Annotated in this window: 17 protein-coding genes; 2 read left to right on the forward strand and 15 right to left on the reverse strand. The window is 69.6% G+C overall.

What is annotated here, in order from left to right; translation table 11 throughout:
• Positions 1-8: 8 nt before the first annotated feature.
• Positions 9-6,050, reverse strand: coding sequence for an Ig-like domain-containing protein (locus tag ABD197_RS13140; protein ID WP_344055249.1), 6,042 nt, complete (start codon positions 6,048-6,050; stop codon positions 9-11).
• A gap of 189 nt (positions 6,051-6,239) precedes the next feature.
• Between ABD197_RS13140 and ABD197_RS13145 the strand changes: the two genes are divergently transcribed.
• The gene (locus ABD197_RS13145; RefSeq protein ID WP_344055251.1) at positions 6,240-7,076 is read left to right on the forward strand and encodes a DUF1295 domain-containing protein; all 837 of its coding nucleotides are present in this window, start codon (positions 6,240-6,242) and stop codon (positions 7,074-7,076) included.
• Positions 7,077-7,079: 3 nt separating this feature from the next.
• On the opposite strand, the gene galE is transcribed toward ABD197_RS13145, so the two are convergent.
• The 7 genes from galE to ABD197_RS13180 all read right to left on the reverse strand — a co-directional run bounded on the left by galE (position 7,080) and on the right by ABD197_RS13180 (position 15,523).
• Positions 7,080-8,099, reverse strand: coding sequence for a UDP-glucose 4-epimerase GalE (gene galE / locus ABD197_RS13150; RefSeq protein ID WP_344055253.1), 1,020 nt, complete (start codon positions 8,097-8,099; stop codon positions 7,080-7,082).
• Between the two features lie 29 nt (positions 8,100-8,128).
• Positions 8,129-8,788 (reverse strand): thymidine kinase, encoded by a 660-nt coding sequence (locus tag ABD197_RS13155; RefSeq protein ID WP_344055255.1) that lies wholly within the window; start codon positions 8,786-8,788, stop codon positions 8,129-8,131.
• A gap of 21 nt (positions 8,789-8,809) precedes the next feature.
• A complete protein-coding gene (locus ABD197_RS13160) occupies positions 8,810-10,780 on the reverse strand; it encodes a DUF2207 family protein (protein WP_344055257.1) in 1,971 nt (656 codons plus the stop codon).
• Between the two features lie 32 nt (positions 10,781-10,812).
• Positions 10,813-12,285 (reverse strand): malate:quinone oxidoreductase, encoded by a 1,473-nt coding sequence (locus tag ABD197_RS13165; protein WP_344055259.1) that lies wholly within the window; start codon positions 12,283-12,285, stop codon positions 10,813-10,815.
• 113 nt (positions 12,286-12,398) lie between these two features.
• Positions 12,399-13,469: an aspartate-semialdehyde dehydrogenase gene (locus tag ABD197_RS13170; RefSeq protein WP_344055261.1), complete on the reverse strand. Its 1,071-nt coding sequence runs from the start codon at positions 13,467-13,469 to the stop codon at positions 12,399-12,401.
• Between the two features lie 78 nt (positions 13,470-13,547).
• Complete coding sequence (locus tag ABD197_RS13175; RefSeq protein ID WP_344055263.1) at positions 13,548-14,132, reverse strand: DM13 domain-containing protein; 585 nt, start codon at positions 14,130-14,132, stop codon at positions 13,548-13,550.
• Positions 14,133-14,236: 104 nt separating this feature from the next.
• Positions 14,237-15,523 carry an aspartate kinase gene (locus ABD197_RS13180; protein ID WP_344055864.1) on the reverse strand — a complete coding sequence of 429 codons (1,287 nt, stop codon included), beginning with the start codon at positions 15,521-15,523 and terminating at the stop codon, positions 14,237-14,239.
• A gap of 182 nt (positions 15,524-15,705) precedes the next feature.
• Here ABD197_RS13180 and ABD197_RS13185 point away from each other — a divergent pair, with 182 nt between their 5' ends.
• Positions 15,706-16,197, forward strand: coding sequence for a hypothetical protein (locus ABD197_RS13185; protein ID WP_344055265.1), 492 nt, complete (start codon positions 15,706-15,708; stop codon positions 16,195-16,197).
• Between the two features lie 2 nt (positions 16,198-16,199).
• Here the strand turns inward: ABD197_RS13185 and ABD197_RS13190 are convergent, their stop codons facing one another.
• The 7 genes from ABD197_RS13190 to pta form a co-directional block, all read right to left on the reverse strand.
• On the reverse strand, positions 16,200-17,132 hold the full coding sequence (locus ABD197_RS13190; protein WP_344055865.1) for a DMT family transporter: 933 nt from the start codon (positions 17,130-17,132) through the stop codon (positions 16,200-16,202).
• 21 nt (positions 17,133-17,153) lie between these two features.
• Positions 17,154-17,747 carry a recombination mediator RecR gene (gene recR / locus ABD197_RS13195; protein ID WP_344055267.1) on the reverse strand — a complete coding sequence of 198 codons (594 nt, stop codon included), beginning with the start codon at positions 17,745-17,747 and terminating at the stop codon, positions 17,154-17,156.
• The gene (locus tag ABD197_RS13200) at positions 17,747-19,912 is read right to left on the reverse strand and encodes a DNA polymerase III subunit gamma and tau (RefSeq protein WP_344055269.1); all 2,166 of its coding nucleotides are present in this window, start codon (positions 19,910-19,912) and stop codon (positions 17,747-17,749) included. Before ABD197_RS13200 ends, recR begins: the two co-directional genes overlap by 1 nt.
• Before the next feature lie 67 nt (positions 19,913-19,979).
• Positions 19,980-22,496: a glycoside hydrolase family 65 protein gene (locus ABD197_RS13205; protein ID WP_344055271.1), complete on the reverse strand. Its 2,517-nt coding sequence runs from the start codon at positions 22,494-22,496 to the stop codon at positions 19,980-19,982.
• On the reverse strand, positions 22,493-23,269 hold the full coding sequence (locus tag ABD197_RS13210; RefSeq protein ID WP_344055273.1) for an HAD family hydrolase: 777 nt from the start codon (positions 23,267-23,269) through the stop codon (positions 22,493-22,495). The genes ABD197_RS13205 and ABD197_RS13210 overlap by 4 nt, the downstream gene beginning before the upstream one ends.
• Before the next feature lie 115 nt (positions 23,270-23,384).
• Positions 23,385-24,611: an acetate/propionate family kinase gene (locus ABD197_RS13215; protein ID WP_344055275.1), complete on the reverse strand. Its 1,227-nt coding sequence runs from the start codon at positions 24,609-24,611 to the stop codon at positions 23,385-23,387.
• Entirely contained in the window at positions 24,608-26,776 is a 2,169-nt protein-coding gene (gene pta, locus ABD197_RS13220) for a phosphate acetyltransferase (RefSeq protein WP_344055276.1), read from the reverse strand. The genes ABD197_RS13215 and pta overlap by 4 nt, the downstream gene beginning before the upstream one ends.
• Positions 26,777-26,795 lie beyond the last annotated feature (19 nt).

Here is a 26,795-nt window from a genome sequence, read left to right on the forward strand (position 1 = left end):
GGCGCCGGCTACCAGCTGCGTTTCTCGTAGGCCTTGCCGTTGATCTCCACCCAGACGTTCACTCCCGGGTATCCGAAGTAGCACCCGAGCTGCTGCGTGCCGTTGGCGTCGAGCCGCCACGAGGAGCCGCTGTTGATCTGGCCGCGGTCCGAGTGGCACACGATGTTGTACGTGCCGGCGTTGAAGTCGCGCGTGTTCACGACGAAGTAGGCGCACGACGCGCTGCTGCAACCCGGCTGACCCTGCGCACTGGCACCCGGGGTGACGAACGCGCGGGGCGTCGGCGGGTCGTCCGTCCGCGCCGAGGCGGAGGCGACCGGTGACCAGGCACCCGTGGAGTCCTGTGCACGCACGTCGATCGAATGCGTCTGCTGGTAGCCGTTGCCGACGGTCCGCGAGCCGTTCGCGCCGACGTCCTGCCACCCGCCGCCGTCGATCCGGATCTGCGTCGTCGTGATCGGCCGGCCGTTGTCGGATCCGCCCGAGTTCCAGCTGACCTCGACGCTCTGGCCGAGGTTCCTGGCGTTCGCTGCCGGCGCGAACGGCTGTCCGTACGGGGTCTCGCGGACACCGTTCGACACCGCGCCGGCGTACGTCGTGCCGTCGACCGTGGCGACGGCGCGCATCTCCACCGTGTACGCCGTGCCGTTTCCGAGCCCGCCGATCACGCCGTTGCCGGGGAAGCCCGCCCAACCCCCACCGTTGAGTCGGTACTGGTAGGCGACCTCGCTCGTGGACGCGCCACCGCGCGACCCGGGCGTGAAGGCCACGGTGAGCTGGCGGTCTCCGGCGGTGACGGAATCGATCCGCGGCGCGGAGGGCGCCACGACACCGCGGCGCGGCGCGGACATCGGGCTCCACTCCCCCCAGCCCGCCTTGTTGTGCCCGCGGATGCGGTACGTGTATGCGCTCTCGGACGTCGGTACGACGACCGCCTGGCTGTTCGCGCCGGCGCCGGGCGTCAGCGTCCGCTGCAGGGTCGATCCCTGCCACACCTCGAGCTGGTATCCGTCGATCGCGTCGCCGTTGCTCGGCGGGGTCGCCCAGTTCACCTGCATCTGGGCCTGGTCTCCGACGGGCGCGAGTTCGGCCGTCGTCGGCGCGGACCCCGCCAGCGGGGGCCCGGCGGGCACTTCGGACGCCGACCAGTTGCTCCAGCTCGACGGTTCGGGTGCCCGGTTGTGGGCCTGCACGCGGACCTGGTAGTTGCCGCCGTTCTCCAGCCCCTCCCACGTGACGGAGTTCCCGGTCACGTCCTTCTGGGTGATGCCCGACGGCGGCGCCGGAGAGATCTCCAGCGTGTAGCGCTCCACGGGCGAACCCGGCGTCGTCGGCGTCGTCCACGCCACATTGAGCGACTTGTCGCCGAACGTGAGGGTGGGCGGGTTCGGGGTGTCCGGACGCGCGTCGGGTCGTGCGACCGCAGACGATCCGGACGGCTTGGACTCGCCGACGCGGTTCGTGGCCGTCACCTGGAACACGTATTCCACGTTGTTCGTGAGACCGTCCAGCGTGCAGGTCGTCGACTGGCACTCCTTCGAGTACGCGCCGCCCTGGACGGCGCGCACGGTGTACTTCGTGATCTCGGCTCCGTTGTTGGATGCCGCGGCGTACGAGACGACGACCGTCCGGTCCTGCACGCTCGTCACCGTCGGCGCACCCGGCGCCTCGGGGACGCCCTGGACGGTCAGCACGACCTGTCCGGTCGCCTCGCGATCACGGTCCTCCGTCGCGTCCTGGATCGTGTAGCGCACGACGAGGGTTCCCACGAAGTCGGCCGACGGGGTGACCACGACGTCCGATCCGTTCACGCTCGCCTGGCCCGAACCTGTCTCGACGGCAGCCGAGATGACCTTGAGCGGCGTCTCCGGGAACGGGTTGAAGTCGTTCGCCAGCACAGGGACCGTGACGCTCTTGCCCTGATCCGCCTCGGGCAGCGTGTCGGTGTTCGCCGCGGGCATCGCACGGTTGGACGCCGTGACCTGGACGAGCACCGTTCCCTCGACCGGCTCCGTCTCGCCGTCCGAGACGCGCAGCGTGAGGGTCGTCGCGGCGCCCTTCTTGGCGTTCGAGGAGGCCTCGACCAGCAGACGATCGCCGTCCACCCGCGCCGAGATGCCCTTCTCCTGACCGCCGGTCAGGGTGTACTCGTGCTTGCCCTTGTCCTCCGGATCGGGGTCCGTCGTCAGGGCGGCGAGGTCCAGCACGGTCGCATCCTCACCCGGAGCGACGTTCACCTGGCCGCCGACGAAAGAGGGCTGCTGGTTGTCCGGCGGGATGACGTTGATGGGGATGCTGAGCGTCGCCTTGCGGCCCTCGGGGTCGTCCGGGCCGGAGCCGTCGGTGACCTCGAACGTGAGTGCGTCCTGGCCGAAGTAGCCGTCGGCCGACGTGTAGACCAGGGTGCGCTCGTCCTTGACGAGGTCCGCGCCGTTCGAATTGACCGCGCTCACCTTCGCGTGCTCGGTGATGACGACCTCGCCGCCGCCGGCGACCGTGACGTACTTCGACAGCGGCACTTCCTTCGTCTCTCCGCTGAGCACCTCGATGGGCTTGGTGGAGGTCAGAGTGGGTCGCAACCCGGCTTCGGAGGGCACGAAGATGAACGCGGAGGACTGCAGACCGTCTTGGTCGGTCAGCGTGTAGCGGATGAGCTGGAGCTCGTCCGTCACGGTGACCCGCACCTTGCCGTCCTGAAGGAGGCGCGCTCCCGCACCGACCTCGACGCCGAGCCGGTCGGTCGTGCCGTCCGGGTCTTCGTCGTTGTCGAGGATGTCCAGATCCGCGGACAGCGTCTCCGCGTCGAGATCGGAGGGCCGCAGACGATCGTCGCGAGCGACAGGCGCCTGCAGCGGCACGTTCTCGTCCACGGTGATCTGCAGGACCGCAGTGGCCGTCGCGCCGCGCGCGTCCTTCACGGTGTACTGCAGCGACGTCTCCACGGCCCGGTCCGGCGCCTGGACGAGCACACGATCACCGGAGACCCTGGCGGACAGGCCGTCGATCGCGGGCACTTCGAGACCGTTCTTCACGAGGGCGAGGTCATCGCCTTCCGGGTCGGAGTCGTTCACCAGGACGGGCACCGCGATCTCGCGGCCGGGGCGCACCACGACGGCATCCTTCACCGCGTACGGGGCCTGGTTGACCTCCTCGGCCGGGGCGATGCCGACGCGGATCGTCGCGGTGCCCTCTTTGCCGAGGCGGTCGCGCACGCGGTAGCGGAACACATCCACTCCGGTCGAGCCGTCGAAGGCCTCATAGGTCAGGTAGTTCTGCGCGACCTCGACGATGCGACCCTTCGTCGGGCTCGACGAGATGTCCAGGAGCTCGACGGAATCCCCATCCGCATCGATGCCGTCCAGCGGCACGGCGATGTCGATCGACGTGCCCGACAGCGCGCGCGCCACGATGTCCCGGGGTCGCGGCGCGGCGTTGGTCTCCTCGACGACCGGCAGAATCTGCACCGTGACATAGCCCGCGGCCTTCTGCTCGCGCGAATCGACCGCCTCGTATGTGAGGTAGACGGTCTTCGCGTCGGGACCGGCCTTGAATCGCACGGTGTCCTGCGAGACGAACGCCTCCCCGTCCTCGGGGTCGACGAACGGCTCGATGAGCTCGGGGGCGACATGCAGGGCGTCATCGCTCGGATGGGTGTCGTTCGCCAGGACCGGGATGGTCACGACGTCTCCCGCTCGCACGGTCGCGGTGTCCGGATTCGCGACGGGCTGGAGGATCTTCTCCGGCGCGGGGATCGGCACGACCACGACTTCGCCGTCCGCGGACTGCGTGCCGTTCGAGATCCGGTACGAGATCCGCACCTGCTCCTCGAGCGTGCCCTGGTCGGTGATGCGCAGGGTCTCGTGGTTGAGCACCGAGACGGACACACCGGTCCCGGGCTCGATCGACACTGACTGCACGACCAGGATGCCGCCGGCCGGGTCCGTGTCGTTGTTGAGCACACCGATCAGCACATCGCCGCCGGTCGGCAGAAGCGCCACGTCCCGGACCGCGACGGGGGGCAGATCGACCTGGGCGGCTTCGATCACGTCGATGCGGACGATGCCCTCGCCGTTCTCGGGACCGGCGGTCGCCAGGTACTGCACGTAGTACACGCCGACCGTCGGGGCGGTGAACGTGAAGGTCTTGTTCGTGAAGTCCGGCAGCACCGTCGCGCCGGGTACCTCATCGACGCGCCCGAGCCGGAGCTGTTCACGTCCGGAACTGGTGTCGTTCGCGAGCGGGGCGACCGTGATCTGCTCGCCGACGTGCGTCACGACGTGATCCGCATTCGTCTTCGGCTTCGTCGAGCCCTGCGGGCGGACGTCCAGGGTGAGCGTCGTCGTCGTGACCTCGCCGAATCCGTCCGCGACCGTGACCGGGATGTCCTTGCGCCCCTGCAGGCTCGCGGTCGCCTTGTAGGTGAGCTGTCCATCGGTGCTGAAATCGACCTCGTCGCCGGGGGCGGCGACGACTTCCTTCAGGTAGATGTCGTCACCGTCCGGGTCGATCCAGTCCGGAAGCACGTTGTAGGAGACCGTGCCACCGGTCTCCACCGTGAGGGAGGTCTTGCGCTTGGGCGTGGGCGCGGCGTTCTGGTCGTCTTCGTGCACGGACAGCGTCACGGTGGCGGTGTCGGTGCCGCCCCGGCCGTCGTCGATCTCGTAGGAGAACGTCGCCGACCCGGTGGCGTTCTCATCGACCGCGATCTGCAGGGATGCGCCGTTGTAGATCGGCTGCACCGTGCCGATCGAGGTCTTCTGCTCGGCGACGGTGGCCACGAGCACGTCGCCGTCGGGATCGTTGTCGTTGTCGATCACCGGGAGGAGCGCCGACGCGCCGGGGCGCACGCCGAACGAGTCGTCTTCCGCGACGGGAGGCGTATTCACTTCGCTGCGCTCGGGCAGGGTGGTCTCGACGGTCTCCTCGGTGGAGTCGTCCTCGTTCTCCGTCTCGCCTTCCGGCGGCGTGAGATCGTTCCAGTTGTCGACGCGCTGGAGGCTCTCGTTCGCCATCCACGCCGCGCCGCCGACCGCGTCGTTCAGGATGATCACGTCGCGGTTGACGCGGAACACGAGACTTCCGACGTCCTGTGCGTCCTCGATCGCGGCCGAGACGTCGCTGTCGGTTCCGGTGCAGTCGCGCAGGAACGCCCCTGAGCCCGCCCAGGCACCGTACGTGCACCCGCGGAGCCAGACCGGCGCCGCAGGAGCGCCCTGTCCCTTCGCCGGGACGATCACCGGATCCGCGCCGTCCAGCGGAACCCGCACGAGCTCGGACCCGGTCGCGACGGCCACGGCGTCGGTCTGCTCGGAGGCCTGCTGCAGAACCGCGCCGTCGAGGTTCGGGACCTCCGTCCGCATCCCACCGGGTGACATGACCGCACCGGCGACCGGATCGAGCACGACGGGGGTCGTCCCGACGGCCGTGATGGTCGCGCCGCCGGACGACGCCGGCTCGCCCAGCGAAGCCGTCGAGGGTTCGCCGGCCTGCCCCTCGTTGTCGACCGGAACCGTGACGACCTCGTTGCGCTCACTGGAGAGGGCGAAGACGGTTCCGTCCTTCGCGACCGTGACATCCGCATCCGCCCCGAGATCGGCGACCGGGTCGGCCGCCTCGATCTCGAAGGCGGCGATGCCGCGCACCGGCACGACCCACAGGGCGCCGGACTTGCGGTCCAGGACGGCGGCGGTCTGATTGCCGAGGGCGACCTTGGCCGAACCGGGGATCTTCGCCGAATCGCCGAGCGACACCCGGGCCGGGTCCACCGCAGCGAGGGTAGAGGCACCCGAGTCGACCACGAGTACGTTGGCGGCATCCTGGAGGATGTCGTAGTCCTCGCCGGTCGTCCGCAGTCCGCCGTCGAGCACCGTCGACTCGTGGTTGAAATGCCCGACGAGCATCGCGGAGGTCTTGGTGATCCAGACCCCGCCGTCGTTGAGGTCGACCTTCGTGGTGGGGAATCCCTCGTAGGCGAACGCCATCGTGGTGATCGCCACCGCGCCGATCGTCACGCCCGCCGCCGACGCGAGCGCCTTGGGGCGCGCACGCATCCACGACAAAGCCTTCATCCCCTGGTCACTCCCTGGCTTGGCCGCTTCTGCTGTTCCGTGCTGCCCCAACCAGCACGGTTTTTCATCCTAACCTCGCCCCGAAACGCCTCCGATGGGTAGACATCCCCATCACAACCATGTACGGCGATCCGCGGACACCCAGCCCGCGGGCGGTTCTACGCTGTGGCCATGGATCCGCTGGCCGTCGTGCTGGTCGTCGCGTCGCTCTCCTGTCTGTTCTGCTGGATCGCCTCGCTGATCACGAAAGACACATCGTGGGTGGACCGCGTGTGGTCGATCGTCCCCGCGATCTACGTCTGGATCTTCGCGGGCGCCGCGATCGCCGCCGGCGAGGAATCCGGACGTCTCGTCCTGATGGCCGTGCTGGTTTCCGCGTGGGCGATCCGGCTCACCTTCAACTTCGCCCGCAAGGGCGGATACACCGGCATGGAGGACTACCGCTGGGCGATCCTGCGCGGACGGATGAAGCCGTGGCAGTTCCAGATCTTCAACCTGCTGTTCATCGTGCTGTACCAGAACGCCCTCCTCGTGCTGATCACGATGCCCGCACTCGTGGCCTGGCAGTACCCCGGTGCGCCCGGAATCGGAGACGTCCTGCTCGCGGTGGTGTTCCTCGGTTTCCTGGCCGGAGAGTTCGCCGCCGACCAGCAGCAGTGGGACTTCCACCGGGCGAAGGCCGCCGCCGGTGGCCGACTCGAACCGGGATTCGCCACCGGCGGGCTCTTCCGCTTCAGCCGCCACCCGAACTTCTTCTTCGAACAGGCCCAGTGGTGGGTCTTCTACCTGCTGGGCGCGAGCGCGGCGGTCGCGGCGGGCGAGGGCGTGTGGGGCGGTGCGCTGAACTGGACGATCATCGGGGCGGCGCTGCTGACGGTGCTGTTCATCGGGTCGACGATCTTCACCGAGTCGATCACTTCGGCGAAGTATCCGTCGTACGCCGACTACCGGCGCACGACGTCGATGCTGATCCCGTGGCCGCCTCGCCGCACCCCGCGGAGGCCATAGCCGTCAGACGGTCGCGTACCCGTCCGGGTTCTTCGACTGCCAGTTCCAGTAGTCGCGGCACGAGTCGTCGATCGTGAGTCGGGAGACCCATCCGAGCTCGCGCGCGGCTTTGGCCGGATCGCAGTAGGTCGCGGCGACGTCGCCGGGTCGACGGGCGAGGATCCGCTTGGGCAGTTCACGACCGACGGCCTTCTCGAACGACGCGATGAGCTCGAGCACGCTCACCGGACGCCCGGTGCCGAGGTTGTAGACCGCGTATCCCGGCTCGGCCTTCTCGAGCGCCGTGACGTGACCCTCCGCGAGGTCGACGACGTGGATGTAGTCGCGCAGTCCGGTGCCGTCGGGGGTGTCGTAGTCGTCCCCGAACACGCCGATGCGGTCGAGCTTGCCGACGGCGACGCGGGCGACGAACGGCATGAGGTTGTTCGGGATGCCGGCCGGATCCTCCCCGATGAGGCCGCTCGGGTGCGCGCCCACCGGGTTGAAGTACCGCAGCACGGTGACGTTCAGATCGGGGTTCACGCGCGCGACGTCGGCGAGGACCACTTCGTTGATGCGCTTGGACTTGGAGTACGCGTTCGACAGGTCGATGCTCGTCGTCGACTCCTCCGTGAACGGCAGGTCCGCCGGGTCGGAGTACACGGTGCCGGTGCTGGAGAACACGAATGAGCGGATGCCGTGCGCCAAGCCCACGCGCAGGAGCGCGAACGTGGTGTCGACGTTGTTGGAGTAGTACTCCAGCGGCTTCTGCGTGGACTCCCCCACGGCTTTGAAGGCGGCGAGGTGGATGATCGCGTCGATCGGACCGTACGCGGTGAACACCTCCTCCACGACGGCGTCGTCGGACGCGTCGCCGACCACGAGCGGAGCGGTGCGGCCGGTGATCGTCTCGATGCGGTCGGCGGCGATCGCGCTCGTGCCCGAGAGGTCGTCGAGGAGGACGACATCGTGACCGGCATCCAGCAGGGAGACCGCCGTGTGGGCGCCGATGTAGCCGGCGCCGCCGGCAAGGAGAACTCGCATGGCTTCAGCCTAGCGACGGGCCCCGGTCGTCAGCGGCCGTCCAGCCGCCCGCCCGATTCGCGCAGGTAGCACTCGGCGCACATCGACTCGTAGGTCACCCGGTCGGTGGACAGCTCGTCGATCGCGACCTGATCGCCGTCGAAGACGAACCGGCCACCGACGAGGCGCGCATTGAAGATCGCCTTGCGCCCGCACCGACAGATCGTCTTGAGCTCCTCCAGGCTGTGGGCGAGCTCGAGCAGTCGCCGGGATCCCGGGAACGCCTCGGTGCGGAAGTCGGTGCGGATGCCGTACGCCAGGACCGGCACCCCGTCCAGGACGACGATCCGGAGGAGATCATCGACCTGTTCCGGGGTGAGGAACTGGGCTTCGTCGACCAGGAGGCACGCCACGTCCACCGGCCGGCCGAAAGAGGTCTGCTCGTCGAACAGCGCCTCCGAGCCGGATGCCTGTACGCGCGCGCGGTGCTCGGCGAACAGGGCGCGCAGGTCGGCATCCGGCGCGATCAGGAAATCGACGGCCCGCGACATCCCCAGCCGGCTGGAGATCTTGTCGGACTCCTTCGTGTCGATCGCGGGTTTGGCCAGCAGCACGTGCTGCCCGCGCTCCTCGTAGTTGTACGCCGCCTGCAGGAGGGCCGACGACTTGCCGGAGTTCATCGCACCGTAGCGGAAGTACAGTTTGGCCACGTGCCGAGCGTAGTCGCCGCTTCAGCGACCCCCGAAACCGCCGCCACCGCCCCCGCCGCCGGAGAATCCGCCTCCGGACGAACCGCCGAACGAGGACCAGCTCGAGCTCGAAGACGAGCTGCTGGATGATCCGGAGCTGCTCACCGGAGTGCTCGCCAGCCGTCCGATCGACGAGGACGCTTCGGACAGCGATCGGGACGAGACCGCGTCCAGGAGCGAGAGGGTCGCGGGAGCTGCGACGGGGACGGCGCTGCGGATGACCTGCGACCACTCTCGTTCCATCCCGAAGAGGACCGCGTACGGCAGCAGCCGCTCGTACACGTTCACGATGTCCGCCCCGGGAGCGTTCGGCACATCCCCGTAGGCGCGGCGTCCGGACGAGACCAGGTCGGCCGTGCGCGGCGACTGCGCCGCGCGTAGGCGATCTTCCTCCGCGAGGCGCAGGTATTCGCGGATGCCGTCCAGATATGTCTTGTGGATGCCGCCCGCGAGCGTGAGCGTGGATTTGGGCAGGCGGAAGAACGGGAGCACGAGGAAAGCGAAGAACCCGCTCACGATCGCCCCGATGTACAGGACGTTGCCGAGCGGCGCCAGCGGCGCGAGCACGGCGAACGCGCCGTCTCCGAAGAAGATCATCCCGATGGCGAGCACGAGCCCGCCGATCTGGAACAGGCCCCGGACGGCGGCGACCCATCCGGGCACCTTCGCACGGTAGCCGCGCTGCACCGTCGACTCGTCGATGCGTCGGACGTAGGTCACCGCGCGCACGGGCGGCGAAGAGGCGAACGCGCCGAGATCGACGTCCGCGCCCGGCTCCGCCTTGCGTGAGAACAGAGTGGACACGACGCGCAGGTCGTCGGCGTCCAGACCCTCCTTGCTCACGAGGACGACCTCGAAGTCGTCCGGATCATCACGGTCGCCGGAGGCGCGCACTTCCACCGCATCGCGGACCGCGAGGTCGACGACGTGCGCGGCGAGCGCGCGCTCGGGCACGTCCAGGACACCGGCCGACAGGGTCGGCGACTCGTCGGGTGGCGGGGTGTACTGCACGATGACGGGCGAGCGGTCCGGATTGCGGCGCAGCGCGACCTTCATGACCAGGACGAAAAGAAGCCCCCCGATGCCGGACAGGAGCGCGAGGGCCGGCAGGATCCACAGCCACCAGGGGTAGGGCGGCGGCTCCGGGGCGGAGAACGTGCCGAGCTCGAAGCCGATCGCCACCGAGACGTTCTCGTCCGCGCCGAGGTCGTCCTCGGCCGCCGTGAACGACACCCGAGGCTCCGCCGAGGACCCCATCGCCCCGGCCCACGACGCGATCTCGGCCGGCCACGCCTCGGCGCCGACGCGCTGGATCCCGCACGGATCCGACGACCCGTACGGTCCGGCGTAGCAGTACGCACGGTCATCGAGCACGCCGGATGCGGCATCCCCGCCCACGTGCACGCGCGCGGTCACCGATCCGAACGGCTGTGCGTGGTCGGTCCCCACGGTGTCCCAGAAGAATTCGTCGGCCGCGGTGTCCTCGTAGCGCAGCACCACGTCGTTCATCGTGTAGGTGATGACGTAGGTCTGCACGCCCCGGACGTAGCTGTCGTCGCCGGTGAGCACGTACACGTAGTCGTCGTCCTGCTCGGTCCACCACGGGATGGGGGCGCCGGCGGCACCCGTGACGTCCAGCACCTGCGTGTCGTGCTCGATCTCCCCGTCCGCCTTCGGGATCGATCGGATGATGCCCTTGTTCTGGTCGAACTCCGGGAAGCGCGCGACGAGCGTCTCCACCGTGTAGAGCTCGCTGCGCCCGCCCGTGCCGCGCACGAGGTAGTACTCGCCCGTGAACGAGTCGTAGGTGAAGTCCTCGACGGATGCCGCGCGACCGGAATCCGCGGGCGTCCGCGGTGCGGCGGAGGCCATGGGCGGCGCCGCGAGCAGCAGGGCGAGCGCGACGGCCACCGCACCCGCCAGCCTGGACCGGCGCCCCCCGCGCACCCGCATGAGCCCACCCTAGGGCCTGCGGGCACGGTGGGTCAGGCGGTCAGTGCGAGGGTCTCGGCGGTCTCGGCGAGGATCTCCTGCGCGAGCTCGGGGCGCGGGTTGAGCTTCTCGCCGTAGCTCGGGATGAGCTCGCGCAGACGCGGCTCCCATTCGTCGATCCGATCGGGGAAGCACGACTGCAGGAGGCCCAGCATGATCGACACGGCGGTCGACGCACCCGGCGATGCGCCCAGGAGTCCGGCGATCGAGCCGTCCGCGCCCGTGACGACCTCGGTGCCGAACTGCAGCACGCCGCCCTTCTTCGGGTCTTTCTTCATGACCTGCGCGCGCTGACCGGCGTTCAGGAGCTCCCAGTCCTCGTCCTTCGCGGTGGGCATGAACGTGCGGAGGCTGTCGACCTTCTTCTTGTGGTTCTTCAGCAGCTCGCTGACGAGGTAGGTGATCAGCGACGGGTTGTCGACCGCGACCTTCAGCATCACGAAGATGTTGCTCGGTCGGATCTGGGCGAACAGGTCGAGCATCGACCCGTTCTTGAGGAACTTCGGACTGAAGGTCGCGAACGGGCCGAACAGGAGCGAGGTCTCCCCGTCGACGACACGGGTGTCCAGGTGCGGAACCGACATCGGCGGCGCCCCGACCGAGGCCTGGGAGTAGACCTTCGCCTTGTGCTGGGCGACAAGCGCCGGGTTCGAGGTCTTGAGCCACTGCCCGCCGATCGGGAACACGCCGTACCCCTTGATCTCCGGGATCCCCGAGCGCTGCAGGAGCTTGATCGCCCAGCCGCCCGCGCCGACGAACACGAAGCGCGCGTTGGTCTTTCCGGGCGTGCGACCGATGGAGTTCCGCCACGAGATGTCCCACGTGCCGTCGGCCCGGCGCTTCAGGCGCTTCACCTCGCGGTTCGTGACGATCTCGGCACCCCGCTCGCGCAGGTTGTCGAAGAGCTGGTGGGTGAGCGCGCCGAAGTCGACGTCGGTGCCGGCGGGCACACGGGTCGCGGCGAACGGCTCGCCCGCACGGCGCTTCTGCATGAGCAACGGGGCCCACTGGTTGATGATGCGGGAATCCTCGGAGTACTCGATGCCGGCGAACAGGGGCTGGTCCTTCAGCGCCTCGTAGCGCTTCTTCAAGAACGCGACATCCTTCTCGCCGCGGACGAAAGTCATGTGCGGCGTGGAGTTGATGAACGTCGACGGCGCATCCAGGGCGCCTTCGTCCACGAGCGCGGACCAGAACTGACGACTCTGCTGGAACTGCTCGTTGATCGAGATCGCCTTGGCCGGGTCGACGGTGCCGTCGGAGGACTCGGGCGTGTAGTTCAGCTCGCAGAGGGCCGCGTGGCCCGTGCCGGCGTTGTTCCACGCGTTCGAGCTCTCCAGTCCGACGTCGGAGAGCCGTTCGTAGACGACGATCTTCCAGTCGGGCTGCAGTTCGGAGAGGAGGGTGCCCAGGGTGGCACTCATGATGCCACCCCCGATGAGCACGACATCGACGGTTTCACTCACCCGTCAAGTGTAGTTCTCGCTCCGACCCCGCCCGCCACGGCCGAACGCTCCTGCGCCCGTAAAGTCCGCGTTTCTTATCCCCTCGGCATGCCGAGACGATGCGACGGCGGGCGTCAGGCGGACACGCCGAGACCGGCGGCGACCAGCTCGGCGATCTGCACGGCGTTCAGCGCGGCGCCCTTGCGGAGGTTGTCGTTGCTGATGAACAGCACGAGACCCTTGCCCTCGGGAGCGGACTGGTCGGCGCGGATGCGACCCACATAGCTCGGGTCGGTGCCGGCAGCCTGCAGCGGAGTGGGCACTTCCTCGAGGCGCACGCCGGCGGCATCCGAAAGCACCTCACGGGCGCGCTCGGGCGTGATGTCGCGGGCGAACTCGGCGTTGATGCTGAGCGAGTGGCCGGTGAAGACCGGAACGCGCACGCACGTCCCCGCGACGCGGAGCTCGGGGAGCTCGAGGATCTTGCGGCTCTCGTTGCGGAGCTTCTTCTCCTCGTCGGTCTCGTTCAGGCCGTCCTCGACGAGGCTGCCGGCGAACGGGATGACATCGAAGGCGATCGGGGCGATGTACTTCTCGGGCTGGGGGAAGTCCACCGCGGAGCCGTCGTGCACGAGCCGGAGCGTGTCGCCCTGCGCGAGCACCCCCTCGACCTGTCCGAGCAGCTCTTCCGCGCCGGCGATCCCGGACCCGCTGACGGCCTGGTAGGTGCTGACGATCAGGCGCTCGAGGCCCGCCTCCTCGTGCAGGACCTTCAGCACCGGCATCGCGGCCATCGTGGTGCAGTTCGGATTCGCGATGATGCCCTTGTGCGCCTCGCGGATCGCGTGCGGGTTGACCTCGCTCACCACGAGGGGCACCTCGGGGTCCATGCGCCACGCGCTGGAGTTGTCGATCACTGTCGCTCCCGCTTCGGCGAAGCGCGGGGCGTGGGCGCGGCTGCCGGTGGCCCCGGCGGAGAACAGGGCGATGTCGATGCCCGCGGGATCGGCGGTGGCGACGTCTTCGATGATGACCGTCTGCCCACCGAACTCGACCGCGGTGCCGGCGGAGCGCGCCGTGGCGAACAGGCGGAGCTCGCGAATCGGGAACGACCGCTCGGCGAGGATCTCGCGCATGACGGTGCCGACCTGGCCGGTGGCGCCGACGACGGCGACGGAGAGTCCGGAATCGGAGATGCGGGTCATGGCGGTTCCTTGCGGGTCGAGGGTGAAATCCAGATTCTATCGGCCACCCGAAACGGATGCCGCGCCCCGGGTCCGGTGTTACGACAGCGCCGCCGCGCCGAAGGAGACGGAGAACTGCACGCACCACAGGTCGACGGTGCGGAACACGGTCAGATCCACGTCAGCCGGGATGTCGTAGAGCTGGTCACCGATATTGCCCTTGATCGGACCGAGATCGATGTGCTCGTACCCGGCGGCGGTGAACCACCCGTCGGTGCCCTCCACGACCGGACCCGCACTCAGCCACACGTGCACGTCGGGCCCGTTCGAGGTCTCCAGCCCCACGAGCGCGAGCTGGCGGGTGCCGTCGGGGTTCTCGATCACGCGGACGGACCCGGACGTCGTGTGCTCGTGGCTGATGAAGGATCCGGTGAGCAGGTCGACCGGACCCGCCGGCGGAGCAGGTGTGATCTGCTCCGCGGGTTCCACGCTCGCCGACGCCGCCGGCGTGGGTTCCGGCGTCGCCGTCGCCACGGCTGCCGGGATCTCGTCGTCGACCCGCACGTCGATGAACAGCAGCCATGGCTGGAAGACGAGTGCCCCGCCGACGACCGCGGAGACCGCAAGTGCGGCCCCGATCCCCCAGAGCCAGCGTGCCCTCGTCGACAGCGTCGTTCTGCTCATCGTGCCCCCTCCGACGAACCGAGCGTACGGCGGTCCCCCGGAAAGTGCCGGGCGATCAGATTACGAGATCAGGACGAATGGGAGAGAACCTCTTGACGAGGCGCTCAGCGCCCGGTGCCGGCGTGGACGACGGCCTCGGCATCCCCGTCCAGGCCGTACGCGGTGTGCACGACCCGCGCCGCCTCGGCGAGCTCGTCGCCGCTGACGACGACCGAGATGCGGATCTCGGACGTGGAGATCATCTCGATGTTGATGCCAGAGACGCTCAGCGCTTCGAACAGCGTCGCGGAGACACCCGAGTGCGTGCGCATCCCGGCGCCGACGACCGAGAGCTTGCCGATCTGATCGTCGTGCACGAGGCTCTCGAAACCGACCTCGCCCTGTTCGGCGGCGAGGGCGCGCAGCGCCAGCGCGGCGTCCTCCTTCGGCAGCGTGAAGGAGATGTCGGTGCGACCGGTGGCGGCGGCGGACACGTTCTGCACGATCATGTCGACGTTCGCCCCGGACTTCGCGACGATCTTGAAGATCTCGGCTGCCTTGCCGGGCACATCGGGCACGCCGATGACGGTGATCTTGGCCTGGCTGAGGTCGGTGGCGACCCCGGCGACGATCGGCTCTTCCATTTCTGCTCCTTCTGTGCCCGCGGGCAGGGACATTCCGGGACCGAGCACCCACGTCCCCTCACCGGAGCTGAACGTGGATCTGGCGTGGATCAGCACGCCGTGGCGGCGCGCGTACTCGACGGCGCGGATGTAGAGCACCTTCGCGCCGTTCGCCGCGAGCTCGAGCATCTCCTCGCTCGAGACGTGCGTGAGCTTCTGCGCGCGGGGCACGACCCGGGGGTCGGCGGTGAAGATGCCGTCGACGTCGCTGTAGATCTCGCAGACGTCCGCCTTGAGAGCGGCGGCGAGCGCCACGGCGGTCGTGTCGGACCCCCCGCGACCGAGCGTCGTGATGTCGCGGGTGTCGCGGTTGAAGCCCTGGAACCCGGCGACGATCACGATCGCCCCCTCGTCGAGTGCTTCGCGCAGTCGGACGGGGGTGACGTCGACGATGCGCGCCGCCCCGTGCGTCGCGTCGGTGATCATGCCCGCCTGAGACCCGGTGAACGAGCGCGCCTCGAAGCCCATCGAGTGGATCGCCATCGCCAGCAGCGCCATCGAGATGCGCTCGCCGCTGGAGAGGAGCATGTCGAGCTCTCGCGGCGCGGGGATCGGTGCCACCTGGCCGGCGAGGTCGAGGAGCTCGTCGGTCGTATCGCCCATGGCGCTCACCGCGACGACGACGTCGTGACCGGCGCGACGCGTATCGACGATGCGCTTGGCGACCCGCTTGATGCTCTCCGCGTCGGCGACCGACGATCCGCCGAACTTCTGCACGAACAACGCCACGATGAGACTCCCGGGGGCGTCACTGCGGTGACGCGGGTGGATGACGGGCGGACGATCGGATGCCGCGCCCCAAGGGATCATTCTAGGGACGCGGCCATGCCGCCTCGGTCATGTGTCCACGCCGGCTCTGCCCACGGGCCGGGCGGCGGTGGCGCCTCCGGCAGGGCGATAGCATCGCGGCCATGGGCGACGAACTCGAACTGTGGAGCGAATTCAACGTCGCGATGGTCGGCGGCACTGCCGCGCTCGCGGGTCTGGTCATCGTGGCGGCGAGCGTCAACATCGGCGAGATCGTGAAGGCCCGGTCGCTGACGGCTCGCCTCGCGGCCGGAATCTCCTCGCTCGTGCTGGCGATCATCGGGTCGGGTCTCGGGCTCGTCCCCGCCATCAGTGCGGTCTGGTTCGGGGGCGCGCTGCTGGCAGCCGCCGCCGTTGCGGGTGTCTTCCAGGTGGTGGCGACGCGCGAGATCTATGCCGATCACAACCCCTCCGCGCGGGCCAAGGCGGTCAAGGCCGCCGTCGGCTTCCTGCCCGTCGCCGCCTACGCCGCCGCGGGCGTCCTGGCCGTGGCCGGTGATCCGGCCGCGCTCTACTTCTGTGCGGCCGGCTGCATCCTGGCGATCATCACGGCGATCATCGTGTCGTGGGTGGCGCTGGTGGAAGTCCTGCGCTGAACTCAGCCGGACGCGACCGGCGGCAGGTCTTCGGACGGCGGCTTGGTCCGCAGCGTTCCGCCGGTCGCCGCGAGCCAGCACCCGGCGATCACGAGCGGGAAGCCGATCACGAGTCCGATCGTGATCGGCTCGCCGAGGATCAGGACGCCGAGCAGGATCGCCACGACGGGGTTGACGTAGGTGAACAGCGGAGCGCGAGCGGGGCCCACCCGGTCGATGAGGGCGAAGAAGACGATGAACGCGACCGCGGTGCACAGCACGGCGAGGGCGACGAGCGAGAGCGAACTGCGGACGGTGGGCGGTTCGTGCTGGGTGAGGAGGGCGATCGGCAGGTAGAACACGCCGACCGCCGCGAGGGACAGGGTGATCGTGCCGAGCGCCGGGACACCCTTGAGCTGTCGCGCGACGATGAACGGCGCGATCGCGTAGCACAGCGCCACGAGCAGCACCTCGCCGATCGCGATCAGCCCCGCCGTTCCGCCGGCGGCCAGGCCGGGGCCCGCGACGATGATGCCGACGCCGACGAAGCCGACGATCAGCCCGATCAGTCGGGCCGGACGCAGCACCGCCCGGTCGCCGCCGGTGAACGCGATGACCGCCGCGAACAGCGGCACGGTGGCCACGAGGAGCCCGGTGAGCCCCGACGGCAGCGTCTGTTCCGCGTGGCCGAGCAGGAGGAAGGGGCCCGCCATCTCGATCGCCCCGAAAGCCAGCACCCAGCCGAACTTCGACCACGCCGGACGCAGCGCCTTCCGTCGCAACGCGAACGGCAGCAGGAGAAGGGCGCCGATGAGGGTGCGTCCGGCCACGACCGCCGGGGGCGACAGGGACTCGACCGCGATGCTGATGAACAGATACGGCATCCCCCAGAGGACCGCCATCGCCGAGAAGAGCAGCCAGGCGCGGCCGTCGAAGCGCGTCAGGGTCGCCGTCATGGTGCTCACGGGCCGGCGTCGTCAGACGGCGCGGCGACCTTCGAAGGCACGACCGAGGGTGACTTCGTCGGCGTACTCGAGGTCACCGCCGACAGGGAGCCCCGAGGCGAGGCGCGTCACGGCGATCTCGAGCGTGTGCAGCAGACGGCTGAGGTAGGTCGCGGTGGCTTCGCCCTCGAGATTCGGGTTCGTCGCGAGGATGACTTCCTGCACCGTGCCGTCGGCGAGGCGCTGCATGAGCTGTGCGATACGGAGATCTTCGGGTCCGATCCCGGCGATGGGGCTGATCGCACCGCCGAGCACGTGGTACAGGCCGCGGAACTCCCGCGTGCGCTCGATCGCCGCGACGTCCTTCGCGTCTTCGACCACGCAGATCACCGACGGATTGCGGCGCGGGTCGCGGCAGATGCTGCACCGATCCTGCTCGGACACGTTGCCGCAGATGTCGCAGAAGCGCACCTTGTCGCGCACTTCACCCAGCAGCACCGCCAGCCGCGACACGTCGAAGGACGGTGACTGCAGGATGTGGAACGTGATGCGCTGGGCGGACTTCGGGCCGATGCCGGGCAGCCGGCCGAACTCGTCGATCAGGTCTTGGACGATGCCGTCGTACATCAGCTGAACCTCGTGGGCGGCTGGTAGGGCTCTTCACGCACGAACCTGGCACCGAGCACCTGTCGGACGACCGCTTCGCCGTACTTCTGCGCACCGGGCGCGGGTCGGGTCGTAGGCGGAAGCGGCGGGGCGACCACGGGGGGCAGCACCGCGTCGGGAGCGGCATCCAGGTCGTCGGGTTCGTCGTCGGCGTCGACGGGCGGCGCCACCTCGCGATCGGGCAGCACCTCGCCTTCGCGCGGCGGCGCGATCGTGGCGACCCCTGCACGGACGGCGCCCGCCTCTTCGGGCTCGTCGTCGACCGCGAACTGTCCGAGCGCGCGGGGCGACTCGGGCATGTCGACCGGCGGGGCGTCGGCGTCGCTCGGGATCGTCGCGACCGCCCATTCGGTGACGGGCCCGGCGGCGGGTGCGGTGACGGGCCGCGGGGGCACGGTCGCGGGGCCGCGCGGCGGCACCGCGCCGGCCGACGGCGGGGGTGCCGAGGGCGGCGGCGATGCCGGGCCGCCGTCGTGCTTGGCCAGGTACTTCACGCGGATGCCGAGCACGGCCAGGATCGCCTGACGGAGGTCTTCGCTGGGACCGGAGCCGGCGGCCAGCTTCTTGAACTTCGCGACATCGGACTGGCTCTGGAAAGCGAGAGTGAGCACATCGCCGTCGAGATCGACGACGCGCGCGTTCGAGGCGAGGAGCCACGAGGAGCGGCTCGCGGCCTCCAGACGGCCCAGCACCTCGGGCCAGGAATCGCGCATGTGCTGCAGAGTGACCGGACCCGACGGCGGTGCGGCGGCGGCCGGCGCGGGCTCCGGTGTTCCCGGGGCGACGGGCGCCGCCGCAGCGGGGCCCGGGTCCGCCAGAGGAGGTGTGGGCACGGGAGAGGACGGTTTGCCGCCGGACTCGACGGCGGTCGGCGCGGTGGCTGTCGGTGCGGCGGCTGTCGGTGCGGCGGCGGCTGTGGTCGCGGGGGCTCTCGGCGCGGAGGCCGCGGGCGCGACCGCCGCCTCGCGTGCGGTCGCCACCGGAGCAGCCGCCGCCGGCCGGTCCGCAGGCGCACCGACGTCAGCGCCCGTGTGCGCGAGCACGCGGGCGACCATGAGCTCGAGCTGAAGTCGCGGGGAGGTGGCGCCGGTCATCTCGTCGAGCGCGGAGATCACGATGTCGGCCGTGCGCGAAAGGCGCAGGGTGCCGTACGTGTCGGCCTGACGCAGCATCCGGGCGAGGTCCTCGGCGGGGACACCGCGCAGAACGGCGGCGGCCCCCTGACCGGTCGCCGCGGCGACGATGAGATCACGCAGTCGCTCGAGCAGGTCGTCCACGAAGCGCCGAGGGTCTTGCCCCGTCTGCACGACGCGGTCGACGGCGGTGAAGGCCGCCGCCGCATCGCCCGCGCCGAAAGCGTCCACCACTTCGTCGAGCAGTTCGGCGTGCGTGTAGCCCAGAAGGGCCACCGCGCGCGCGTACGTCACGACCGTGCCCTCCGAGCCGGCGATCAGCTGGTCGAGCAGTGACAGCGTGTCGCGCGGCGACCCGCCGCCCGCCCGCACGACGAGCGACAGCACGCCCGGCTCTGCCGACGCTCCCTCCGCCTCGCACAGCTGCTGCACGTACTCGAGCATCGGGGCGGGCGGAACGAGCCGGAACGGATAGTGGTGCGTGCGCGAGCGGATCGTGCCGATGACCTTCTCGGGCTCGGTCGTGGCGAAGATGAACTTCACGTGATCGGGCGGCTCTTCGACGAGCTTGAGCAGGGCGTTGAAGCCCTGCGGGGTGACCATGTGAGCCTCATCGAGGATGAAGATCTTGAAGCGGTCCCTCGCGGGGGCGAACACCGCGCGCTCACGCAGATCGCGCGCGTCGTCGACACCGTTGTGGCTCGCGGCGTCGATCTCGACGACATCGAGCGAACCGCCGCCGTCCCTGCCGAGTTCGACGCAGCTCTCGCACACGCCGCACGGCACATCGGTCGGTCCCTGCGCACAGTTCAGGCACCGCGCCAGGACGCGCGCCGACGTCGTCTTGCCGCAGCCGCGCGGACCGGAGAACAAGTAGGCGTGCCCGACGCGATCGCTGCGCAGAGCCGTCATGAGCGGCTCGGTCACCTGCGACTGTCCGATCATCTCGCCGAACGCCTCAGGACGGTATCGGCGGTACAGAGCGGTCGTCACATCACCACCCTACGGCGTGCCCCCGACATCGCGGGGGCCGCCGTCGTCGCCTGCGGTGCTGCGCCGATCACGCGTCCGCGCCGTGCTCCACGTCGGATGCCGAGCCGATCACCGGGATCGTCGTGGTGACCGTCGGCACGGATGCGGACAGCAGCGTGCCGTCCTCGCGGCGCACGTCGGCGAACTGCTTGAGGGACGGACGTCCGGGGATCACCGGACCCTGTCCCGCGAGCGGCACGACGACCTCCTCGCCGGGGCCGATCGCGTAGGCCGCGCCCCGCACGCTGAACACGAGCGGTTCACCCTCCCCCGCCGTGAGACTCAGCGCGTCGCGCGTGAGCCGCACCCGCAGCGCCGTCCCGTGCCACCGCAGCGTGTACGACAGCTCCGGCCAGTCCGCCGGCAGGCGCGGGTCGAACGACAGCTCACCGAAGTGGTCGCGCATGCCACCGAAACCTGCGACGAGCGCGGTCCACACACCTCCCGCGGACGCGACGTGCACACCGTCCGAGGCGTTGTGGTGGAGGTCTCCGAGGTCGACGAAGATCGACTCGCGGAAGTACTCCAGCGCCAGATCCTGGTATCCCACCTCGGCGGCGAGGATGGCCTGCACGACCGCCGAAAGGGTGGAATCCCCGGTGGTCAGCGGGTCGTAGTACTCGAAGTCGGCGAGTTTGTCCTCATCGGAGAAGTGATTGCCCTGCAGATACAGCGCGAGCACGACATCGGCCTGCTTGAGCACCTGGTAGCGGTAGATCACGAGCGGGTGGAAGTGCAGAAGCAGCGGTCGCTGCTCGCTCGGAGTGTGCTCGAGGTCCCACACTTCGCGCTCGAGGAACACCGCATCCTGAGGGTGGATACCGAGCGCCGGACTGAACGGGATGTGCATCGCCTCGGCCGCACGGTCCCAGGACTCCGCCTCGGACGGATCCAGGCGCAGCCGATCGACCATGAGGCGGTACGCCTCGGGATCGTCTTCGGCCATCTCGCGAACGGTTCGTGCCGCGAAGCGCAGGTTGAAGCGCGCCATGACGTTCGTGAACAGGTTGTCGTTCACGACCGTCGTGTATTCGTCGGGCCCGGTCACGCCGTGGATGTGGAAGGACTCCTCGCCGTCGCTGTCGTTCGTGCGCCAGAACCCCAGCGTCGCCCACAGCCGCGCGGTCTCCACGGCGATGTCCACGCCTTCGCGGTGGAGGAATTCCACATCACCCGTGGCGCGGACGTACTTGGCCAGCGCGAAACTGACGTCGGCGTTGATGTGGTACTGCGCAGTGCCGGCGGCGTAGTACGCCGACGCCTCTTCGCCGTTGATCGTGCGCCAGGGGAACAGCACGCCGTGCTCGTTGAGCTGATGCGCCCGGCGGCGCGCCGCCGGGAGCATGAGGTACCGCATCCGGATCGCGTTCCGCGCCCAGAGCGGCGTCGTGTACGCCAGGAACGGCAGGACGTAGATCTCGGTGTCCCAGAAGTAGTGACCGCTGTAGCCGGAGCCCGTGACACCCTTCGCCGGGACGCCCTGTCCGTCCGCACGCGCTGCGGCCTGCGCGAGCTGGTACAGGCACCAGCGGGTGGCCTGCTGCAGGTCGTCGTGTCCGCCGATGCAGACGTCGGAGCGGTCCCAGAACCCGTCGAGCCACGCGCGCTGGCGATCGTACTGGCGCTCGACGCCCTCGACCTCGACGCGATCCAGCGTCCGGCGGCAGCGGTCGACGAGCTCGCGCGCGGGAACCCCGCGGGACGTGTGGTAGCTCACGAGCTTCGTGATCCGGATCGGGACGCCGGCCTTGGCCTGCACGCGGAAGACGTTCTTCGCGATGTCCGGCTCGACGAGCGTCCGGGCGTTGTACTCGTTGTCGGTCTCGATGATGTGGTCGGCGACCACGGCCATCGTCATGCCCGACTCCGTCACCCGGTACGACAGTGCCGACCGCTGGCCGTCCTGCCAGTATTCCTCCGGCTGCAGGACGCGCTCCTGGATGCGCTCGGCCTTGCGCGGGTCGAAGCCCGCCTTCTTGGTCGCCTTGGGGCTGCCGCCGTAGACGTTCTCCCCGTCCTGCCGATTCAGCACCTGGCAGTTGATCGTGACCGGCGCGTCGGCGTTCAGGACCGTGACCTCGAGCCGGAGGACCGCGAGGTGCTTCTCCTCGAACGACACGAGCCGGTCGTCCTCGATCAGGACGTCCTTGCCGGACGGCGTGGTCCAGCGCACCCGGCGGCGCACGACGCCCGCCCGCATGTCCAGCACGCGCTCGTACTCGCGGACGTCGGCGACGTCGAGCGACAGCGGCTCGTCGTCGACGTAGACGCGCATGATCTTCGCGTCGGGGGCGTTGATGATCGTCTGGCCGACCTCGGCGAAGCCGTAGGCCTGCTCGGCGTGGCGGATCGGGAAGGTCTCGTGGAAGCCGTTGATGAACGTGCCGTGCTCGAGGGCGAAGCGCCCCTCGATGTGGTTGCCGCGCAGGCCCAGGTAGCCGTTGCCCGCGGAGAACAGGGTCTCGGTCACCCCGACGTCATCCAGCGAGAAGCTGCTCTCGATCAGGCACCACGGGTCGATCGGGAACCGGTCGCGGTCGATCATGCCCGGCCCTCCCCGGTCGAGCTCTGGGCATCGTGCGACGCGGCGCCGACGAGTTCGGCGAGATCCGCCACGACGACGTGGGCTCCCGCCGCGCGCAGTTCGTCCGGCCCGGTGCCGCGATCCACGCCCACGACGAGCGCGAAGCCGCCGGCTGCGGCGGACTGCACGCCACTGATCGCATCCTCGATCGCCGCGCTACGGGCGGGGTCGACGCCGAGCATGCGCGCCCCCTCGAGGAAGACGTCGGGTGCGGGTTTGGAGGCGAGATGGTCGCGCTCGGCGATCACGCCGTCCATCACGACGGTGAAACGCTCCCGGAGCCCCGCCGAGCGCAGCACCTCTTCGGCGTTCTTGGAGCTCGAGACGACCGCGGTCGGGATGCCGACCGCATCGAGCCGGTCCAGAAGCGCGACCGAACCGGGGTACGCGACGATGCCTTCCGCGCGCAGGACGCGGGAGAACACCTCGTTCTTGCGGTTGCCGATTCCGCATACGGTGTCGGCGCTCGGGTCGTCGGACGGGTCACCCCACGGGACTTCGACGTCACGGCTGCGCAGGAGGCTCGCGACGCCGTCGTAGCGCTTCTTGCCGTCGAGGTAATCGAAGTAATCGCGCTCGGTGTAGGGCGGCTGGATGCCCCACTCGGCGAACAGCTCCTCGAACATGCTCTGCCACGCGTGCATGTGCACTTCGGCGGTCGGGGTCAGCACGCCGTCGAGATCGAACAGGACCGCGTCGTACGCGGTCAGATCGGGCAGGGAGTCGTGAGCCACGCAGGACCTCCGGGCGAGGGTGAGAAATGAGGGCTGGGCGCGCGTCGTGCCGCGGTGCAAGCGTAGTCGGACGCGCCCCGCCCCGGTGACCGGATCGCCGCCCGCGGCGGAGGGCTCAGCCGGCGACGGCCACGAGCGTCTGCCGGGCGATCTCCAGCTCTTCGTTCGTGGGCACGACGAGCACGACCACCTGCGAATCGTCGGTGGAGATGCGCCGGATGCCGCGCCCGCGCGCACCGTTGCGTTCGGGGTCGATCTCGATTCCCGCGAAGCCGAGGGTCTCCAGAGCTGCGGCGCGCACCACCGGCGCGTTCTCCCCCACGCCGGCCGTGAAGGAGATCACATCGACCCCGCCGAGCTGGGCGATGTAAGCGCCGGCGTACGCGCGCAGACGGTGCACGTAGACCTCGAACGCGAGGAGGGCGTCGTCGTCGCCGCGCTCCACCGCGGCACTGACGTCCCTGAAGTCCGCAGAGCCCGCGATTCCGAGAAGGCCGCTCCGCTTGTTGAGCAGGTCGTCGAGGTCGTCGATCGTCATGTTCGCCCGGCGGGCGAGCTGGAAGAGCACGGCGGGGTCGACATCCCCCGACCGGGTCCCCATCACGAGGCCCTCCAGCGGTGTCAGACCCATCGACGTCTCCACCGAGCTGCCGCCGTCGATGGCGGTGACCGAGGCTCCGTTGCCGAGGTGGAACACGATCTGCTTCAGCTCGGTCAGGGGCCGGCCCACGAAGGCAGCCGCGGCCTCACTGACGAACTTGTGCGAGGTGCCGTGGAAGCCGTAGCGGCGGATGCGATGCGCGGCGGCGAGCTCCGCGTCGATCGCATACGTGTAGGCCGCCCGCGGAAGGGTCTGGTGGAAGGCGGTGTCGAAGACCGCGACGTGCGGGACGTCGGGGAAGGCCTTCTTCGCCGCGACGATGCCCGCGAGGTTCGCCGGGTTGTGCAGCGGGGCGAGGACGGACAGCTCGTCGATGTTGATCTCGACGAGCGGTGTGATCACGGTCGGCTCGAAGAAGCGGGCGCCACCGTGCACGACGCGGTGGCCGACGGCCGTCGGCGGGTTTTCGGCGAGTGAGGGACCGTTCTCGGCGAAGGCGTCGATCATGACGCCGAATCCGGCGGTGTGATCGGGGATCGGCAGTTCGCGCTCGTACGTCGCGTCGAGCAGCGTCGGCGATGCCCCGTCCGCCGGCGGCGCGACGACCGTGTGCGTCGAGCGCCCCACCGGCTCGCCGATGCGCTCGACGAGCCCGGATGCGAGCACGGTCTCGGTGCGCATGTCGATCAGCTGGTACTTGAACGAGGACGAGCCGCTGTTGACCACGAGGACGACGCTCATGCGTGCACCGCACTTTCCGACGCCGCAGCGGGTTCACCCTGCGCCTGGATCGCGGTGATCGCGATCGTGTTGACGATGTCCTCGACGAGCGCTCCGCGGGAGAGGTCGTTGATCGGCTTGTTGAGGCCCTGCAGCACCGGGCCGATCGCCACCGCGCCCGCCGAGCGCTGCACCGCTTTGTACGTGTTGTTGCCGGTGTTCAGATCGGGGAAGACGAACACCGTCGCGCGCCCCGCGACCTGCGAGCCGGGCATCTTCGCCGCGGCGACGGCGACGTCGGCCGCCGCGTCGTACTGGATGGGCCCTTCGACGAGGAGCTCCGGCGCACGCTCGCGCACGAGTGCGGTCGCCGCGCGGACCTTCTCGACCTCCGCACCCGAGCCGGACTCCCCCGTCGAGTACGACAGCATCGCGACGCGCGGATCGATGCCGAACTGCGCGGCGGTGGCGGCCGATGAGATCGCGATGTCCGCGAGCTGCTCGGAGGTGGGATCGGGGATCACCGCGCAGTCGCCGTAGACGAGGACGCGGTCGGCGAGCGCCATGAGGAACACGGACGACACGACGGACACGCCGGGCTTCGTCTTGATGATCTCGAACGCCGGGCGGATCGTGTGGGCCGTCGTGTGCGCGGCACCCGAGACCATTCCGTCGGCCAGTCCCATGTGCACCATGAGGGTGCCGAAGTAGGAGACGTCCGTCACGGTGTCGGAGGCCTGAGCGATCGTGACTCCCTTGTGGGCACGTAGGCGGGCGTACTCCTCGGCGAACTTCGTGACGTGCACGGGGTCGAAGGGAGAGAGCACCTCGGCGCGCTGGATGTCGATCCCGAGTTCGATCGCGCGCGCCCGCACCTCGAACGGCTCGCCGAGGATCACAAGGTCGGCGATGCCGCGCTTGAGCACGGTCGCGGCGGCCCGCAGCACACGGTCGTCGTCGCCCTCGGGCAGCACGATGCGCTTGCGGGAGGACCGCGCGCGCTCGATGAGCTGGAACTCGAACATGAGGGGCGTGACGACCGTCGCGCGTGCCACGCCGAACGCCCGCAGGAGTTCGTCGGTGTCGACGTTCGTCTCGAAGAGCGCCAGCGCGGTGTCGTAACGGCGCTGCGAATCGGCGGCGAGCCGCCCGCGTGTGCTCATGATCCGCACGGCGGTCTCGTACGTGCCGAGATCCGTCGTGATGATCGGCACGTTCGAGCCCAGCCCGTCCAGGAGCCGCATGACCGGTTCGGGCAGCTCGAAGCCTCCGTTGAGGACGATTCCCGAAATGGAGGGGAACGTGCCGGAGGCGTTCGCCAGGAGGGTCGCGAGCAGCACTTCGGAGCGGTCGGCGGGGATGACCACGACCGAGCTCTCCAGCAGCCTCGGCAGGACGTTGACCATCGACATGCCGGCGACCACGACGCCGAGGGCTTCGCGCGTGAGCCGGTCGGGGTCGCCGGCGAGGAGGTCGCCGTCGACGGCGCGCATGATGCCGCGCATGGAGGGCGCCACGAGGAACCGGTCCTCCGGAATCGTCCACACCGGCACCCGCGCGTGCGCCGATGCGAGCCAGGACTGCAGCGAGCGCTCGATCGCCGCGGTCGCCGCGGCGGCGCTCGCGGGATCGGCGCGGTTCGCGATCACCGCGAAGAGCTCGGCGCGGCCGTGGGCGAGCTCGGCGAGCGCCAGATCGGCGATCTGTCCCATTTCGGCGGCCGTCCGCGGCAGGGACGAGCCGAGGAGCTCGGGCTGCGTCTCGTCCTGCGTCGAGCGCCCGCTCAGGACGAGCAGCACGGGCGCCCCGAGGTTCGCGGCGATGCGGGCGTTGTACGCGAGCTCCGCGGGGCTTCCGACATCCGTGTAGTCGCTGCCGACGATCACGACGGCGTCGCACTGCGCCTCGACCGCCTTGTACCTCTCGACGATCACCGCGAGAGCGGCATCCGGATCCGCCCGCACGTCGTCGTAGGTGACGCCGACGCATTCGTCGTACTCGAGGTCCACGCCGTCGTGGTCCAGCAGCATCTCCAGGACGTAGTCGCGCTGCACGGTCGACCGGGCGATCGCCCGGAAGACACCCACGCGCGGTGTCGCGTGACTCAGGGCGTCGAGCACTCCGAGGGCCACGGTCGATTTGCCGGAATGGCCTTCGGCCGATGTGATGAAGATGCTCTGCGCCACACCGCCAGCCTACGGGCCT

It is taken from the genome of Microbacterium lacus, assembly GCF_039531105.1.
GTDB classification, from domain to species: Bacteria; Actinomycetota; Actinomycetes; order Actinomycetales; family Microbacteriaceae; genus Microbacterium; species Microbacterium lacus.

Bases quoted from the DNA above. Each gene is read 5' to 3' on its own strand.
- ABD197_RS13140 (WP_344055249.1), bottom strand. From the start codon at position 6,050: ATGCGTGCGCGCCCCAAGGCGCTCGCGTCGGCGGCGGGCGTGACGATC.
- ABD197_RS13145 (WP_344055251.1), top strand. From the start codon at position 6,240: ATGGATCCGCTGGCCGTCGTGCTGGTCGTCGCGTCGCTCTCCTGTCTG.
- galE (WP_344055253.1), bottom strand. From the start codon at position 8,099: ATGCGAGTTCTCCTTGCCGGCGGCGCCGGCTACATCGGCGCCCACACG.
- ABD197_RS13160 (WP_344055257.1), bottom strand. From the start codon at position 10,780: ATGCGGGTGCGCGGGGGGCGCCGGTCCAGGCTGGCGGGTGCGGTGGCC.
- ABD197_RS13170 (WP_344055261.1), bottom strand. From the start codon at position 13,469: ATGACCCGCATCTCCGATTCCGGACTCTCCGTCGCCGTCGTCGGCGCC.
- ABD197_RS13175 (WP_344055263.1), bottom strand. From the start codon at position 14,132: ATGAGCAGAACGACGCTGTCGACGAGGGCACGCTGGCTCTGGGGGATC.
- ABD197_RS13185 (WP_344055265.1), top strand. From the start codon at position 15,706: ATGGGCGACGAACTCGAACTGTGGAGCGAATTCAACGTCGCGATGGTC.
- ABD197_RS13190 (WP_344055865.1), bottom strand. From the start codon at position 17,132: ATGACGGCGACCCTGACGCGCTTCGACGGCCGCGCCTGGCTGCTCTTC.
- recR (WP_344055267.1), bottom strand. From the start codon at position 17,747: ATGTACGACGGCATCGTCCAAGACCTGATCGACGAGTTCGGCCGGCTG.
- ABD197_RS13205 (WP_344055271.1), bottom strand. From the start codon at position 22,496: ATGATCGACCGCGACCGGTTCCCGATCGACCCGTGGTGCCTGATCGAG.
- ABD197_RS13215 (WP_344055275.1), bottom strand. From the start codon at position 24,611: ATGAGCGTCGTCCTCGTGGTCAACAGCGGCTCGTCCTCGTTCAAGTAC.